This is a genomic window from Parasphingorhabdus sp. DH2-15, from assembly GCF_051668705.1.
In the GTDB taxonomy this organism is placed as follows: Bacteria; Pseudomonadota; Alphaproteobacteria; order Sphingomonadales; family Sphingomonadaceae; genus Alterisphingorhabdus.
In genome coordinates this window covers 723,943-740,959 of the sequence record NZ_CP196351.1, presented here as the reverse complement: position 1 = coordinate 740,959, position 17,017 = coordinate 723,943, and the positions used below count along the sequence as shown (strand labels likewise).

General features: G+C 52.6%; 12 protein-coding genes. 2 read left to right on the top strand and 10 right to left on the bottom strand.

Annotation, left to right across the window (positions count from 1 at the left end):
- Nucleotides 1–2: 2 nt before the first annotated feature.
- Nucleotides 3–686 (bottom strand): MBL fold metallo-hydrolase, encoded by a 684-nt coding sequence (locus tag ACR9YC_RS03435; protein WP_438731576.1) that lies wholly within the window; start codon nt 684–686, stop codon nt 3–5.
- Between the two features lie 80 nt (nt 687–766).
- Nucleotides 767–1,486 (bottom strand): S24 family peptidase, encoded by a 720-nt coding sequence (locus tag ACR9YC_RS03430; protein WP_438729873.1) that lies wholly within the window; start codon nt 1,484–1,486, stop codon nt 767–769.
- 142 nt (nt 1,487–1,628) lie between these two features.
- Here ACR9YC_RS03430 and ACR9YC_RS03425 point away from each other — a divergent pair, with 142 nt between their 5' ends.
- Nucleotides 1,629–1,763 carry a hypothetical protein gene (locus ACR9YC_RS03425; RefSeq protein WP_438729870.1) on the top strand — a complete coding sequence of 45 codons (135 nt, stop codon included), beginning with the start codon at nt 1,629–1,631 and terminating at the stop codon, nt 1,761–1,763.
- Nucleotides 1,763–2,152 (top strand): hypothetical protein, encoded by a 390-nt coding sequence (locus tag ACR9YC_RS03420; protein ID WP_438729867.1) that lies wholly within the window; start codon nt 1,763–1,765, stop codon nt 2,150–2,152. Before ACR9YC_RS03425 ends, ACR9YC_RS03420 begins: the two co-directional genes overlap by 1 nt.
- A gap of 12 nt (nt 2,153–2,164) precedes the next feature.
- Here the strand turns inward: ACR9YC_RS03420 and ACR9YC_RS03415 are convergent, their stop codons facing one another.
- The 8 genes from ACR9YC_RS03415 to ACR9YC_RS03380 form a co-directional block, all read right to left on the bottom strand.
- Nucleotides 2,165–6,565 carry a hypothetical protein gene (locus ACR9YC_RS03415; RefSeq protein WP_438731573.1) on the bottom strand — a complete coding sequence of 1,467 codons (4,401 nt, stop codon included), beginning with the start codon at nt 6,563–6,565 and terminating at the stop codon, nt 2,165–2,167.
- 22 nt (nt 6,566–6,587) lie between these two features.
- Nucleotides 6,588–8,522 carry a hypothetical protein gene (locus ACR9YC_RS03410; RefSeq protein ID WP_438729862.1) on the bottom strand — a complete coding sequence of 645 codons (1,935 nt, stop codon included), beginning with the start codon at nt 8,520–8,522 and terminating at the stop codon, nt 6,588–6,590.
- Nucleotides 8,522–10,555: a heme-binding protein gene (locus tag ACR9YC_RS03405; RefSeq protein WP_438729859.1), complete on the bottom strand. Its 2,034-nt coding sequence runs from the start codon at nt 10,553–10,555 to the stop codon at nt 8,522–8,524. The genes ACR9YC_RS03410 and ACR9YC_RS03405 overlap by 1 nt, the downstream gene beginning before the upstream one ends.
- A 72-nt stretch (nt 10,556–10,627) precedes the next feature.
- On the bottom strand, nt 10,628–12,073 hold the full coding sequence (locus tag ACR9YC_RS03400) for a multiheme c-type cytochrome (protein ID WP_438729856.1): 1,446 nt from the start codon (nt 12,071–12,073) through the stop codon (nt 10,628–10,630).
- A 152-nt stretch (nt 12,074–12,225) separates the two neighbouring features.
- Complete coding sequence (locus tag ACR9YC_RS03395; protein ID WP_438729853.1) at nt 12,226–13,662, bottom strand: aldehyde dehydrogenase family protein; 1,437 nt, start codon at nt 13,660–13,662, stop codon at nt 12,226–12,228.
- A 111-nt stretch (nt 13,663–13,773) separates the two neighbouring features.
- Nucleotides 13,774–15,420 carry an acetolactate synthase large subunit gene (locus ACR9YC_RS03390; RefSeq protein ID WP_438729850.1) on the bottom strand — a complete coding sequence of 549 codons (1,647 nt, stop codon included), beginning with the start codon at nt 15,418–15,420 and terminating at the stop codon, nt 13,774–13,776.
- Nucleotides 15,421–15,594: 174 nt separating this feature from the next.
- The gene (locus tag ACR9YC_RS03385) at nt 15,595–16,536 is read right to left on the bottom strand and encodes a D-2-hydroxyacid dehydrogenase (RefSeq protein ID WP_438731570.1); all 942 of its coding nucleotides are present in this window, start codon (nt 16,534–16,536) and stop codon (nt 15,595–15,597) included.
- Nucleotides 16,537–16,541: 5 nt separating this feature from the next.
- Complete coding sequence (locus ACR9YC_RS03380; RefSeq protein WP_438729847.1) at nt 16,542–17,009, bottom strand: TM2 domain-containing protein; 468 nt, start codon at nt 17,007–17,009, stop codon at nt 16,542–16,544.
- Nucleotides 17,010–17,017: the final 8 nt, after the last annotated feature.

The following is a 17,017-nucleotide window of genomic DNA, read 5'->3' as shown; positions in this document are numbered from 1 at the left end:
CGCTAACGCGCCGCCAAAACATCATCTGCGACAAAGGCATTGGTCTTGCGCTCATGGCCAAAATTGCTGGTTGGGCCGTGCCCGGGCACAAAGGTCACATCATCGCCCAATGGCCAGAGACGCTGCGTAATGGCATCCAGCAAATCCTGAAGATTGCCGCGCGGGAAATCGGTGCGGCCAATGGACCCCTGAAAGATAACATCGCCAACAATCGCCAATTTTGACGGGCCATGGTGAAACACCACATGGCCAGGCGTGTGGCCAGGGCAATGGATAACATCCAGCACCAATTCGCCGACCGTGACCTGTTCGCCATGCACTAACCAGCGGTCAGGCTCAAACACTTCACCCGCAATGCCATATTGCCGGCCATCATCATCCAGCCGCGCTATCCAAAACCGGTCATCCTCATGCGGCCCTTCAATCGGCACGCCCAATTCTTTCGCCAATTTGCCCGCCTCTCCGCAATGGTCAATATGACCATGGGTGATCAGGATTTTCTCCAGCGTCGCGCCGCTTTGCTGTAAAGCGGCTTTCAGTTTCGGCAAATCACCGCCCGGATCAACAAAGGCAGCTTTTTTGGTTTTGGTGCACCAGAACAGTGTGCAATTCTGCTGTAGAGGCGTGACGGGAACGATAGCCGCGCGCAGTGGCGGGACGTTAGCTGTGCTGGTAACATTGGACATGGCCAAAGATTTGGCAGTGACCAGCAATGATTGCAAGCCCGTTGCTGCACCCTCTCCGTCAATTTCCCCTCTCCGTCCATTTAAAGCATTCGCCCCATCCATACGACCCGGCCGACAATATGCGCTTGCTCACGCCTCAGGCCATGGCGCGACGGATAGACCTTATTGTCACTTATTACCGACAACCGACCATCAGGCGCAAAACTCAGTCTTTTGACCATGAGCGTATCATCCATACGCAGGACATAGATGCCATCACGGCTTTGATTATGTGCATTACTGCTTTGCGCGACCAATATATCGTCACCATCGCGCAAAGTTGGTTCCATAGAATCGCCCTCGACACTGATCATGCTGAGCTGTGCCTTGGCCAACCCCTGTTTGCGTAACCAATCCTCATCAAAGCCAATTTGGCCAATGGCATGTTCAGCATCTGCCAAAGCGCCCTGCCCCGCTGATGCCCCGACGGACAATTTGGCGATGGTGCGCAAATTATCCGCACGCTTATACATATGGTGAGACTGCGCCGTGGCCGCAGCAGGGCGTGCTTTGTTGCCGCCGCGCGAACCAGCGCCCAAAAGCGCCTCATCCACCGCCAGAAATTCGGCAAGGAAACGCCGGTCATGCTCAGCCAGCCTTTGCGGACTGCCGCGATGAATGAACTGATGAATATAAGCCTGATTACGGCCTAGCATTTGCGAAATAGCTGCATAGCTTAGCCCGCGTTCGCCAATCAGCCTATCAAGCACATCGCGGACAGCCTGCGTTTCTTCATCATTTTTTTGCGGTGATTCTGCCATAGCATCTTATAGCATAGGATTTTTCCTAGACAAGTAGGATTTCCTACGTCAATTTAGGATTTAACCTGCGAACCTGAGTCGAAATAAGGAGGCCAAAATGGATATGCTGCGCACAATTGAACGATTTCTAAGGCGACATAATATGCCGCGCACAAAATTTGGTAGGCTGGCCGCGCATGACCCGCGTCTGGTCGATGATATGCGCAATGGCCGTGAACCACGCGCCGCCATGCGAAAAAAGATAGAACATTTCATGAACATTTATCAAGAGGGGTAATGACCATGTTGCAAAATCTTATCACACCAAGGCGTCATCGATCGGTTTTTGCTGGTGATGGCAAAGACCGACCGATAGACCCTGCATCCGCGTTGATACGCGCTTTGCTGGAATTGGGCCGTGGACAAGCGCAATTGCTCTTTCACGAAGGCCATGACTGGCAAAGCGCGACTTTTGAAGGCATGCGCCATAGCCTGGCACTGGAATTTACTGGTGAAGCCGCCATTGAGCGTGGCCGCCATATCGCCTCGATAGTCTCAGAACATGAATTTGATCTGTCTGGTCATATTGTCGTTGATATTGCCGTGACCAAAAGCAATGAGCAGCGGCGCAGCGACCCGCCAGTGCTGCAGCTTGATATCACAGCGCTGACGGTGGAAGATATCTGATTGCTGGAGAGTTTACCGCCCGCCGCCAATGCTCTGCGAAGGGACAGCAGCGATAGGCGGCGCAGCGGTAACAGGTGGCGGCAGATCACCATTTGCAGCAGCGCGCTGCCGTTGGCGGTCAAGCGCCCCTACCCAATCGGCCAAGCTAGCTTCATCGCGCACTTTATAAGGCATGCCCTTGGCGTTGAGGAATAGCCGCTCCATCTCACTGCGCGTAAAGGGACGTGAGCCTAACCGGCCAAACACCGCCATCTGGCCGCCAGTCTCATCGACAGCACGATCACGGTCCAACCCTTTGGCCAATGCCAGAGCCGGTGATGGCGTCTTGGCAAAGGCAATCAATTCCGGTTTCGGAGCAGGTGAGAAACCATAAAATTTAGGTTGGCTTTCCGGTGAGGTGAGTTGCACCACCTTCATGCCATTGCGACCATCTGCCACATAAGCAAAAAGCGAAGCATTGGTGGAACCGACGATAACATCCTCAGCATCATTCAGAACGCCGCCTGCATTATACCGCATATATTCGCGCGGTGCTTTTGGCTTGGTAATATCCAATATCACCAGGCCATCCTGTTTCGCTGCGACATAGGCATAGGTCCGCGCCAAATAGAGCTTACGTGCATTGTCCAGCCGCACCGTCGCTTCGGGAACCGCAACTGGCTGGCGCAGCGATGTGATGTCAAACAGCTTTACGCCTTCTGCATCAGTCACCCAGAGATAGCGGAACTGAACCGCACTGGCCCGTGCATCGGGCAGCGCAATTTGCGCCGTAATTTTGGGCATGGTCGGATCATCCAGATCAACCACGACCAGCCCGCTATCTGTGGTGATATAGGCGATGTGGCCGGCCAATGTGATATGCCGCGCGCCGGTTAGTGCGCCGCCTTCATTCCAAGCATCGTCGCCGCCTGCAAATTCCATACGCTTGAAGAAATTGTTGCGGAACTCACCATCGGCCAGCGTATTAATATCAACGAGGATCAGGCCCTCTTCGCTATCCGTAACCACCGCATAATTATAAATGGGGTGGAAGCTCTGCTCCTGATTTTCTTCCAGCAAGGTGCGCGGCGTGCCATCTTCTTCCAGCACCACATTGCCATCAGCATCGGTTAAATTGGTGTTCGCCATGTCTTCGTTACGCTCCGGCGCGATGGGCTGGGTTGTGGCCAGCGCCATGCATGTGGCATTCTTGCTCTTCACATGTGTGTCCTGCCCCAGAGAAGAGAATGGTGCGCGCACGATGCGTTCGGAGAACCCTTTATTGCCGATAGAGGCGATATCATAAGCACGGAAACCGCCCTTGCCTTCTGCAACAAAGATATACTCGCCGCGATTTTGCAGGCAGCGGACCGAACCTGACGTATCCTGCACCACATTGGCAAATTCTTCGAGCGCTTTGGTTTCGCCAGAGAATTTGTCATCAAATGTCTCGCCGCGCACCCAGTTTTTCAGCTCGCGGCCATTTTTGTCGACATGCAATTTATAATAATCGGGATAGGCATAGCGTTGCAGATAGGAGCCGATAACCGCTTGTGGCTCGTCCCATTCAGTGACGCGCACCGCTTCGAAACCGTCATCCAGACCTACCCATGCATGCAATCCGACAAAGTTGACGAAATTGGTGCCGAGCAACAATAGCTGTGCCATGATGGCATTATTGTCATCCTCTGCGCTCAAATGGCAGTCAGAGCATTGCTTCGTTTCTGTCTTGCGCACCGTATGCGGGAAGTGCGGTGCAAAAGCCTGAGAAGAAAATCCAGCCGCAGAGATAGGCGGTTGCTGTACATAGATACGTTCACGGTTGATATTGGTCGATGACAGAATCAGCGCCGACGTGGAACGGATCGGCGCAATAATACCAATAGGATTGCCATTTTCATCGACTTCGCCGCCCGCTTTGCTGGTCTGGTGACGGCCAAGCTGGAACATCTGATCGCGAGCAACCTGCGGATTATAGGTGGCATAGTTGCGGGTTTCTTCTTCTTTATATTTGTGCGTTTTGGTTTTCCAGTTCGCTTCAATCGGCAAATGGCAACCGCCGCAACTGGTGGTCCAGCTGAGATGACAGGTAAAGCAGGCCATATTGCCATCATCATGCGCGCGGTCGGCCTTGGCGACACCTGCACCAAAGAGGAACTGGCCAGTTTCAGAAGACGCCTTGGCGACCGTTTTTGCCCGGGCAGATTTGACGTTGAAATCGGGGTGGCTGCGGTCAACACTGTCTTTGGTCAGGCTGACTTCCCATTCAATCTCTGGGTCAATAATGGACCGCTGCACCAGCACGCGGCGGCCATCTGGTTTATCAAACCATTCAAAGCGGCGGCGACCATCAGGGTTACGCAGCAATGCCAAATTGGTGCCTTGCGGGCGCGCGGCCAGATTGGATGTTTTCAGCGTTGGATAAGCATCAGCCGTGCCGTGACAATCTTTACAGCCAATTTCCACCGCATTGGCGACTTCGCCATAGATCAGGCCATTGCCATGGCTATCCTGCGCAAAATGGCAATCCGCGCACTGCATGCCAACTTGCGCATGAATGTCCATCATATGCACGGTTTTGCCCGGATTTACGCCTGGCTCAACAAATTTACCCTCATCGCCTTTGCGGAATTTCTCTGGGTCATCATCTGCAACAATATTATTATCGGCATCCAGCAAATTGCCCTCACGGTCACGTTTCAGGATCGCGCGGAAATTCCAGCCATGGCCGTGATAATCAGCAAATTGCGTGTCGTTCAGCTCTTCGTTGATATCATAAACATTACGCAGAAAGTCGAGATCACCCCATAATCCCTTGGGCGACGCGCCTTCTGGATTACGCTGAAGCACAGAATAGACCTCAGCAGCGGTAGGGAATTTTTGTGTTTTGAATATCCGCTTAAATTCCTCGTCGGACATGCCTTCTGGCTGTGACAGCGTATTTTCAGGGCCCGGCCACATTTTCGGTGCATCGGACTCATAATCCCACATGGTATAACCCAAATAGCTGTTCAGGAAGATATTGGGCTGGTGCATATGGCAGTTCATGCACTGCGCAGTCGGGATAGCACGCGTGAACTCATGCTTGATCGGATGGCCGCGTTCCAGTCCGCCCTCACCATCAGCACCTGCGCCGCCTTTGCCAGAATATCCATCATCGTCATGCCCATCGCCGCCATGGCCATCTTCCCCATGACCATCACCGCCATGTGATCCGGCCTTAGCCGCATCATATGTACCGTAAGAGCCAAAGCGCTTCTGCCCTTCATACAGATTTGCAATTGTAGGATCAGCGGTAGCTGTCTGCCCATCACGGCCATATTTGGCATAGGTCAGGCTATGCCGTGGCTCACGATCATTGGCGTAAATCACGTGACAGGCCGCGCAGCCCGATGTGCGATAATCGCCCGGCTGGTCATTGGTGCCCATCTGCCATAGAAAAGGATCATTCAGGCGCGTTTTATGAATATTCAGGACCGGAATAGCCACACGCAGGCCAGTGCCAGGGCCGCGATTGGACTGTTTCAAGTCTGGGCGTCCTGGCTCTTCCAGCCGCTGAATGATGCCGCCAATATTGGGAATACCAATTTCAGGGAATTGCGTATTTACATTACGGCCGCCGCGTTCAAATACGCGGAAGATATCGCCCGGCGGAATAACATGCCAACTGGGCAGCGGATAGAGCACAGGCAGCGCACCACGCGCCTTTTGCGCAGGGGTTACTTCGCCATATTTCGCGCCCGGCTCAGGGCTGGCGGATTTGATGGTGGCTGGCTCACCAGCACGGGTAAAAGCCTCACCAAAAATATAATTTTTGTAAGGTACAATACCATTATTATAAGCAGCACCGCCCCAGAGCATTGCGCCTGTTGACATGAGCGAACGTTCAGATGCCTCAATCACCTCAATATGACAGGCCCCGCACGCATCGCGTACAATGCGATAATCTGACGGATTAACGAAACGGATAAATTCAGGCGATTCCTTGGCGAGTAAGGCATAGGAGCGTTGCGGATTGGCCGATGATGGCCAGTGCCAAGCCTCTGGATATTTGGGCAGAACATGGGCCTTTTTCAGCGCATCAGTATAGCGGGCATCTTTCCAGCCCCAGTCATTATTGCCCACCACTTGCGGATCACCGCCGTGGCAATCCGTACACCCCAGCAGAACCGCAGGAGACGCATGCATTGTCTTTTGGTCGCTATCGGTATGACAGCTGACACAGCCAGCGCTTTTGGCCTGCATCGCAGCCTTTTGCTGAGCCAGAGTATCACCGGGCTGTTGGCGCGGCGCAGGCGGCGTGAAGCTATATTTGACCTTTTGCGGTTTTTCTTTCTTTGCCGCAAAGCCGCTATCGCTGCTGCATAATGTCAGCAACAGGCACAGTGTCAGCATAGCCATGATACGCAATGGCAATTGCGTGATAAGCCGCATGCCCGCAACAGCGGGTGAAGAGTTAGAAGGCCAGAATTGCATTGAACAGCACCGAATAGAAAATATCTGTGTCACCCGATTGGGCAAACAGGTCAGAGAAACCATCGCTAGGGTCAAAAGCAGCCGCAGACAGGCGGAACACTATATTTTGCGTCGCCTTGGGCCGCCAAATGCCTGCAACAGAAAGATCCCAACCTATATCTGTCGGGATGGAACCCTCATTGCGCAGCGTCTGCAACGTATCAGTTTTGTGGAACCACAAATGATTGGCATTGGTGGAAACGCGGACTTCCGGCGTCAGATCAAAATCAGCGCCAATGCCTGCCAATATCGTGCCCGGATTGTTAAAATTGCTTTGTCCCTGCTCTTTAGAAGAGCGCAGCGAGTTTAATATGCCGTTGCGGCCATTGATGCTGACTGCACGCCCGCCGCCAGCAAAAGGTATGGTCTGACGAATCCAATAGCTGGTGTCTGCCCCTGCAAAGATCGGGTTCTCAAAGATTGCGTCAAAACCGCCTTCGGTATTGTTTTCCGGGTCACCATCACCGCTGGCGAACAGGCCTGACAAGCGAAAGCGCATAAAGTCATAATCATAGCTCAGTTCAGCGGCAGCGAAATAGGCTGCAATATCGGCCGGTTGGCTGGTAAAGATGCTGTTGCGGTCTTCACCAAAAGCGCCATAAAGCTGGCCCGTCAGGTTAAACCGGCCAACACGGCCATCAACGGCATAACCCAGATAGACCACATCATAATCACGGCCACGCAAATCGCCAATCAGTGCAGGGCGCACTGGAAAGCCATTATCATCAATCTCTATATCCCCGCCTTCGCGGTTCATATTATAGGTAATGCTGGCCTGACTGGTCAGCCCGACCAAGGGGAAATCCTGCCGATAGATATTGGCAAAAAACACAAAGTCGCTGCGCGGCGTTGCCAATATGTCATTCAGGCCTGAATTGGTGTCTTTCTCCAAACGCCAAAATGCGCCGAGATTATATTGCACCCGGTTATTATCGCGCGTTCCAAAATAGCGCACGCCAAGCTGATTATCCTGAAACAAAAAGCCGCGAAAATCTGCCTGAAAAGGCTGAATACCGATACGGCCAGAATCGAAATCATACCGGTCCGACGTGTTGCGGAAGTGATAGTCAACAAACAGCTCTTGCAGGCCGACAAAAAAGTCCGTCCGTTCGGTGCCTTCCGATGGTTCAACAAACAATACCCGCCGTTCAGGCACATCGACATGATTAACCTGTGTCGCCAATGTCAGACGATATTCGACATCAGGCGGTTTATAGGCGGTTTGCCCTTTAATCAGTGCAAAGCCGGTAATGAACGTTTGGGCCAGCACCAGCGAATCTGCGCGCCCAAAGACATCCAGACTGTCCGGTCTATTGGTGGTCTGAACGCCCACAGGTATTGGGAAACTGCGTGGTTCAATCACCGTGTCAGAAATGGCGTTAACAACGAAGAACCATTCATCCTTGGATTTCAGCCCCAGAAATTTCGGTGTCTTACACGCAGGCAAACCTAGCTGTTCACGTCGCTCCTGTTCTTCATCAGTCGGAATACAGATAGGACGATCGCCCTTATACGTATTCTGATTATAGGGGTCGAACCAGTTTTCCTTCACCACGCCCAGCGATTCAATCAATCGCCAGCGATCCGGCACAGGAAATTGATCGGTGGGAAAGGCTTCGGGTGGCGGTGCTCGCACTGCACCAATATTTTCCTGAATGATCGGGTCGGGCAGGTCTTTTTCAAGCCCCGGACGACGACGTCCATCTATCAATGCGTCTTCAGCATCTGGCCCAGATTCCACTGATGGCGGAACATTTGATGGAGCCGGAATGCTTTCTTTCTGGTCATCCGGCACTGATGCAGATGCGGCCTGACCGCCTGCTTGCGGGCCCATAGCCAGCGCCACAAGCGGCAATATGCTGACCGAAAGGCTCATTACAGACCCTCACACACATTTTGTTCAGCCGTATCCAAAAACGGCGCAAAGGGGCAATTGACATAGCGCAGCCGCACCCGCGTATTGCCAAGATCAACCTCAATACGATCAGCACGAATATCAGGGGGCGCATTGCCCAAAGCGCCGCCAAGCCGCACACCCGCATTATTCAGACCCAGAAAGCTGACCATATCATCCTGGTCAATACCGTCACCCGAAACGCCAATGCCGCCGATCAATTGGCCATTGCGGTAAATGGGAACCGAACCGGGAAAAATTTGAATGCCATTTTGCAAACGGTTTTGGCCAGGAGAAAATTCTGGCACTTGCGTGCAGCGTTGCGGCGTATCCTCGCTGGCACCATTGCTGGCTACAAAGCCCAGATGTTGCACCAGATTGGGCAGCACCAAATCAACCTGCAAGCCAACAGCAAAGGGGCTGAATTGATCAATCGGAACAGAAAATGGCCCATTAGGACGTCCGACTTCACCATCAGGGAAGAAGGGCCGCGACAAGTTGCCGCCAGAACGATCAGCAAATGCAAATGTGCCGGTCAGTGCTTGAGGGTCACCCAGAAAAGCGCGTGTATTGGTGACATAGCTAGGAATGTCCGTCACATTTGGCACTGAAGGCGTCGCCAGCAGTTCATCGCCCGCAACTGCATTAGAGAAGAATGCCGCAGTACGCGCTTTTTGTAAGCTAACATCAGTCCCAAATATTGGTCCATCTGGCGAGCGCACAATGCCCAATATCTGGCCATTGGTATCAACCAGTGAAATCGTCGCCTGCATCCGGCTATCCAGCGGTCGACGTATCTGCGCGCGCGCTCGGCTCAGCACGGCAAATGCTTCTTCTAATATTGCGCGGGCTTCAGCGGCTGTAATCGGTTGCGCAACCGCGCCGCCATCTGTGCCGCCACGAATGGGGAAACGGTTATTACCTGCACCATCGGTTAAAACAAAGGCATCGGAGTTGCCAAATTCACCGGATGTTGCTGCTCTTATGCCAGAGGCTTCACTGCCATAAGCCGTCCCGGCAATGATGGTGCCATTGGTGTAGCCCGTAACCGATAGCAGCGCACCCTGCGTTTCGTTAATGGCGGCAAAATTATTTTGTACCGGGCCAATATCATCTGCGTCCATATCGCTAAACCGCAATGATGTGCCGTCCACGGTAATCTGGTTCGCGCGTATAGTTGTCGGCGCGGCAAAGCCCTGTGTCGCGGCAATGGCAATGGCTTCCTCATCATCCTGATCGACATTCAAAATATTGGTATCAAAACCGTAATCGCCATCGCCCATAATACCGACGCCGCCAACCAGAACGCCATTTTTATAGAGCGGCAAGCCCCCCGGATCAGCCGACAAGCCCAATGGCGAGCGCTTGGGGCCGATAAAGGCCGAGACACCGCCACTTGGCAAGAAGCGCTGCGACAGGTCGGAACATGGCAATTGGCTGAACTGCACACCGAAAAGCGGGCCGCTCTCCAAACCGATAGTGGTCGGAGCAGGAGGGAAGTGCTGCTGAATAATCTGGCTGGCTGTGCGGGTGGTAAAGGCGTTGCCGCCGCTCGATAAATATGCGCCGGTTATCGCTTTGGCTATCGCCGCCGCCGCATTAGGCACCATAGCGCCTTGCAGTGCTGTATCACCATCATTGCCGCCATCACCGGTAACGCTGCTGAAACGGGTTTCGGCGGGCGCGCCAGTCATGCTGAAAACGGCAAGCACGTTACCGACACGGTCAACAACCGCTATATCAGAGGCTAGCCCGCGTGCCTGAGCCTCGCCCACTGCTTGGGCAATAACTTGCTGAACATCACTGACGGTAAGTGCCACCTGCGGCGGAGGTGTGAACAGGCCACCAGTTGGCGGCGCAGGGGCGGGAGCCGGCCCCGCAACAGGTGGCGCCGGAGCTGGAGTAGGCGTGCTGCTATCATCACCGCCGCCACAAGCAGAAGTGGACAGTACACATACCCCAGCCACGACAAGGCCGAGCAGTCTGCGCGAAGAATCGCGCCGGCCTAACTGCATATCCTCATCCTTTTTGTGCAACATATCATCATGGTGTGTTCGATTATTTCCAATAGCCTTGCCAGCATCTGGTCACCGCAACGTCCTAATGGTGCGAACGGCTTGGCCAAGCGCGCGGCGGAACTGTTGGGGACGGAAAGCATTAGGCTCCGACACAGCGGCATAAGCATCATTTATTTGAATGCGCAGTGCATTGGCCCCTCTGGCCGAAACCTGACCATCATTCACTAGGCCGGACAATAGCGTATCCACTGCCATAACAGATTGTACTGCGCCCTCATAATCGGTGAAGCGCGGCGCAATGGCTTCGCTGGCGATCATGTTCATGATGGAAAATGTCTGCGCGCGGGTGAACCGCCCTTTGCTGAACCGATTGGCCAGATTGCGCGACATTTGTGACAATTTGCGCGCTTCTAGCACTGCCTTATCACGACCCAAAGCCATAGCATTGTGAAAAGCCTTAGACTGCCCATCAAATTGCTTCGCCATATCAGGCGCGATCACACGCACCGCCGCGGAGAGCATAATCATATTCTCATCATTATAAGGTGGCATGCCATTGGGGATGGGGCGGCCAGGGTTGGCCAGGAAAGTTGGTCGCGCAGCAGGATCATCATAAATTTTGCGATGGCAGCTATGGCAATCATAGAAATAAAATTCGGGGAACAATCCTTCTGTGCCAAAGCCCGGTTTGGAGAACATATTGAGCGAACGCTCCAGCGCCATCGCTTGACCTACAGCCCAGAATTGAACCGATGATGGCTTGCCCTTACGTTGGATATAATCGCTATCCACATCATGATGCTGTTGCAGCGTGGAAAACAGGTCTAGCTCAAAAGAAATGCGCGGATGCCCCGCCGCCATGATGCGATGGTCGACAAACTGACCCTTTTTGTCGCTACCAAAGTGGCAATCGAGGCAATTGCTGGCACGGGCTTTTGGATTGTCCAACGGCACCAGACCACGCGCGACATTATCTTTATGATTTGCGCCCACGGCATAATGGCTGGAAAGCCAACCGGACGACGGGCCATGACATGCTTCACAGCCGACGCCATCATCAAGCTGAAAGCGCACGCCCTTGCTTGCAGCAGGTGTCGCATGACAGCCCAAACACATTTGCGCGGAACGCGGATCACCAATGCCCAATTTTTTAGCGATGGCCAGACTGCGCGGCTCACCCAATACACGAAATGCACGGCTATGCGCGCCGCCCGGAGTTGACTCCTCTTGCCAGCGCATCAACTCATCCTGACGGACGACCTCCCCATCAGCAGCATTGCGGCCATGACAGGTCGACCCTGCGCAAGACGCGACACCAAGATGCTGACCCTTTGGCAATATATCAGATGCCTGAGCGACAACGGGTTCCGGTGTGGCAAGGATAATCAGAAACGCGCTTAGCGAAGCCGTAACACCTGCGAGAATAGTTGCAGGGTGCCGGACAATAGCCCAAGCGGAATGCCGCGCCAGAGCGGCACGTTGATATAAATTGGCAAATATGTTTGCCTTGGGCATCGTTAAACCAAACGGTCTGTAAGACCGCCCCCTCTAAAACAACGATGCGACCCCCATTACATTCCTGCATTAAAGCTCTTAGCGGCTTTTCTGGCAAGCAGGAATTTACAAAAACTTCTCTATCATGACTGTGCTTTATGTCACAAACAGCATCAATCGGTCCGGCGAATGACCAAATTGCGAATTTCAGTCATATCTTCCATCGCAAAACGTATGCCTTCACGGCCCAATCCCGAATCTTTCACGCCGCCATAGGGCATATTATCAACGCGGTATGATGAGACATCATTGATCACCACCCCGCCGACATCAAGACGGTCCCAAGCATCGAGTGTCTTGAACAGATCACGCGTGAATATACCGGCCTGAAGGCCAAATTTGCTGTCATTCACTTCATCCAGTGCGGCATTGAAATCACTGAATTTAGAGAGCAAAGCCAAAGGACCAAAAGCCTCTTCCCGATTTGCATCAGCAGAGCTATCGACATTTTCCAGCAAGGTTGCTTCCAGCATATTTGCTTTACGTTCACCGCCGCACAATAATGTCGCGCCGCCAGCAACCGCATCGTCAATCCAGCCTTTAAGCCGCTTTGCTTCGCCTTCTGAAATCATCGGGCCAATGAATGTATCACGATCTTTTGGGTCACCGGCAATAAGTGTTTTGGTCTTGGCAACCAGCATATCCTTGAAGCGATCATATATGTCTTCATGGATGATGATACGCTGTACGCCAATACAGCTTTGGCCGGATTGATAGAATGCGCCGAAGATAATACGCTCCAGCGCATCATCCAGATCAGCATCATGGTCAACGATAACAGCGGCATTACCGCCCAGTTCCAGCACAACCGGCTTTTTACCAGCCTTGGCCTTCAAATCCCAACCAACGCCAGGCGAACCGGTAAAGCTGAGCAATTTCAATCGGTCATCGACGGTGAACAGATCAGCGCCATCGCGGCTAGCTGGCAAAATGGAAAATGCGCCTTTGGGCAAATCCGTTTCTGCCAATACCTCACCCATAATCAAAGCACCCAATGGTGTCTTGCTGGCCGGCTTCATAACAAAAGGGCAGCCAACGGCCAGCGCGGGCGCGATTTTGTGCGCGGCCAGATTGAGCGGGAAATTGAAAGGCGAGATGAAGCTACACGGCCCAATGGGAACGCGCTTCCACATGCCCTGATACCCTTTGGCACGCGGCGAAATGTCCAATGGCTGTACTTCGCCATAATTGCGGGTCGATTCTTCTGCAGCGATACGGAACGTATCGATCAGGCGGGTAACTTCGCCCTCTGCATCCTTGATCGGCTTTCCTGCCTCAACGCATAACGCATAGGCCAATTCGTCAAACCGTTCTTTGAAGCGCACCACACAATGGTCGAGCACAGCCTGCCGCTCATAGCTGGCCATACGCGCCATAGGTTCGGTCGCCGCAACAGCGCCCGCTATCGCTTTTTCGATCACATCCGGTGTGGCCAATGCTGTACGGAATGCCACTTCATTGGTGTATTTATCCGTCACCGCCAGATCGGTATTGGGCTGCACCGCCTCATTATTCAGATAAAGCGGATATACATCTTTCAGCTTGGCCATTTGCTAATTCCCCAATTATATCGAAACTCGGTCCGCCACTGGCTGAGTGCCCCCAGCAAGCGGTCAATAATCCTTAAGGCGCCCCTGCCGGAACGGGGGCATGCCTCTCATTCAGAGCTTTTTCGACAATTCTTTAATATCGTGATTCAGAATCTGATCATTCTCGGTATAATCCACCGGACAATCTATCAAATGTACGCCCGGCGTATCACGCGTGTGCGCCAGCAATTCCTGCAAATGCTCTGCGCTTTCAACACGATGACCATGTGCGCCATAGCTTTCAGCATATTTCACAAAGTCTGGATTACCATATGTCAGACCAAAATCAACAAAGCCCATATTTGCCTGTTTCCAACGGATCATGCCATAGCTGCTGTCGTTCAAGATCAACACAGTCATGTTGAGACCCAGACGCACCGCTGTCTCCATCTCCTGACTGTTCATCATAAAGCCGCCGTCACCGCAGATCGCCATAACTTTGCGATCAGGATAGAGCATTGCGCTCATCATCGCCGATGGCAGACCCGCGCCCATTGTCGCCAAAGCATTATCCAGCAAAACAGTGTTGGGGCGGTAAGCAGTATAGCCGCGCGCAAACCAGATTTTATAAACGCCATTATCCAAGCAGATAATACCGTCATCTGGCATGGAATCGCGTACTGACTGGACCAGATGCGGCGGAAAGATTGGGAAGCGCGCATCTTCTGCCAAAGGTTTAGTATGCTCCACCTCTGCTTCGCGGAAACGCAGCATATCATCAAATGTCCAAGCGCCATTAGGAACAATATCTTCCTTAATCTGCCAAACCGCATTGGCAATGTCGCCAATCACCTCAACCTGAGGGAAATAAACAGGGTCAACCTCTGCCGTTTTGGTCGAGATATGGATGACCTTCGCGCCGCCTTCTTTCATAAAAAATGGCGGTTTTTCAATCACGTCATGGCCCAGATTAACAATACAATCCGAAGCCTCTACCGCGCGATGCACAAAGTCATTGGCTGACAATGCAGCACAGCCAACAAATTTGGGGTGGCGTTCATCAATCACGCCCTTGCCCAATTGTGTGGTCAAAAACGGAATACCGGTTTTTTCAATAAACTGACTAAGCATTCGGCTGGTCATGGTGCGGTTGGCACCGGCACCGATCACCAAGATCGGAGACTTTGCTTCCTCAATGGCTTTTACTGCAGCACGAATGGATTTGGTATCTGCTGTTGGGCGACGCACTGAAGAGGCCTTGAGCGGTGTAGAGTCGGTTTGCTCTTCAGCAATATCTTCAGGAAATTCAATATGGGTCGCGCCAGGCTTCTCTTCCTCAGCCAGACGGATAGCTTCGCGCACGCGGCTGGGAATATTGTCAGAGCTGGCCAATTGATGGGTGAATTTGGTCAAAGGCTTCATCATGTCGACCACATCAAGAATCTGGAACCGGCCCTGCTTTGATTTCTTGATCGGCTTTTGGCCCGTAATCATCAATATCGGCATGCCGCCAAGCTGCGCATAGGCGGCGGCTGTCACAAAGTTGGTAGCGCCGGGCCCCAATGTTGCGATGCAAACACCGGTCTTGCCAGTATGTCGGCCATAAGTGGCAGCCATAAAACCCGCGCCCTGCTCATGCCTAGTCAAGATAAGTTTAATCTTGGTGGAGCGTGACAGGCTATCCAGCATGTCGAGATTTTCTTCACCAGGCACGCCAAAAATATATTCAACGCCCTCTTCTTCGAGACAGTGAATGAATAGGTCTGATGCTTTTGTCATGATAATAGGCCCCTCAAAATACGCATAAATGCTATAAGATACTGTTCGGCGACCCTCTGGAAAAGGAATCGTCAGTACGAGTTCGTTTCCAATACACTGACCAATAAGCAATTTTGTGCTGCATGTCACCCGTTGAAAGCATACGATAGTAATTTATCGCACTTATGTGCCCAGCTAGTAGCCGAGTGCCAAATCCACCCTATTGTCGAGCGGCTCACCAGCCACAAATGCTTGCGCATTTTTGATGAAAAGCGCCGCCGAACGCGGGAACATCTTGCGCTGCGCTCTGCCCGAAAGGTGCATAGTAAGCTGTACATTCGGCATCGACCATAATGGGTGATCGGCTGGCAATGGTTCAGGCGTGGTAACGTCCAGAAATGCACCGCCTAGATGATGAGATTGCAAAAGCGCAATCATGGCATCCTGATCAATGCAATCTCCGCGGGCAATATTAACGATGAAGCTCTCTCGTTTCATGGCGGCCAATAAATCGGCATTCAGCAATTGCTTGGTTTCGGCAGTCGAGGGCGTTGCCAGCACGACCCAATCAAATTCACCGATCCTTCTCTGCCAATCATTGCTGCCCAATATATTGCTTTCGGGGCGCGCCGTGCGGGCAGCGCCTGTCACCGCTACACCAAAACCGGAAAGCCGCTCGGCAATGGCCTGGCCAATTGCGCCATAGCCAATCACCAGGGCTTTGGTTTCATACAGTTCGATGGTGCCGGGTGAAGAATTCAACCATTCGCGGTTATCGCTGGCGCGAACAACATCGGGATAGTTTTTGGCAAGGCTAAGCATACCCATGACAGCATATTCGGCGACGGCAATGGTGTTAATGCCAACGCCATTGGTAACCATGGTTCCACGCTCAGCCAATTCAGCAACCGGAAAATGATCCAGACCGGCATAGATTGTGGACACCCATTTCAGCTTTTCACCAGCCAGAAAAACATCGCGCATGGCGGACGGATCATTCATATCCGCCCATGCAATATCGGCATCAACAATAGCATCCTTCGCTTCGTCCGGCGTCATGAACCAGACCGGCTCTATCGCATCAGGCAGTTTGCCTTCCAGTAAAGGCCGGACCATGCCGGATATAACCGCTTTCATACGGGTCAAAACCAGGGCCGTTCATTTTCGACATAACGCTCTTGGAAATCCTCATCATCCGTAACCAGATAGATGATGAATTCCACGAAGGCGATTAAACCAATGATCGCGGTAGGTATGGCCAATAATATAATGCCAAAAATTGATATGAGCGCCATAGCTACCCCGGCCCCATTATAGCCAAGATAGAATTTGTGTACGCCCAGTCCACCAAGGAAAAAGGCCAGCAACGCAGCCACGATCTTATTCTTTTCCGGCTTAGGTGCAGTGCGTATCTTGCTTAGGCCAGCCGAATCTGTGCGAAAGACACTCAACGCGTTTTTGCCATCAACCTCAAAGTCCACCTCGGCGCCGATAGCAGGCGGAATTTTCGCGCTCCAATCCTCACGATCAAATTGATAGCGTGTGCCATCTTCACCTGAAATTTGGCCTTTGCCCGTTTTGGGATCAACACCCAGAACCTTGCCCCGCATAATATTAC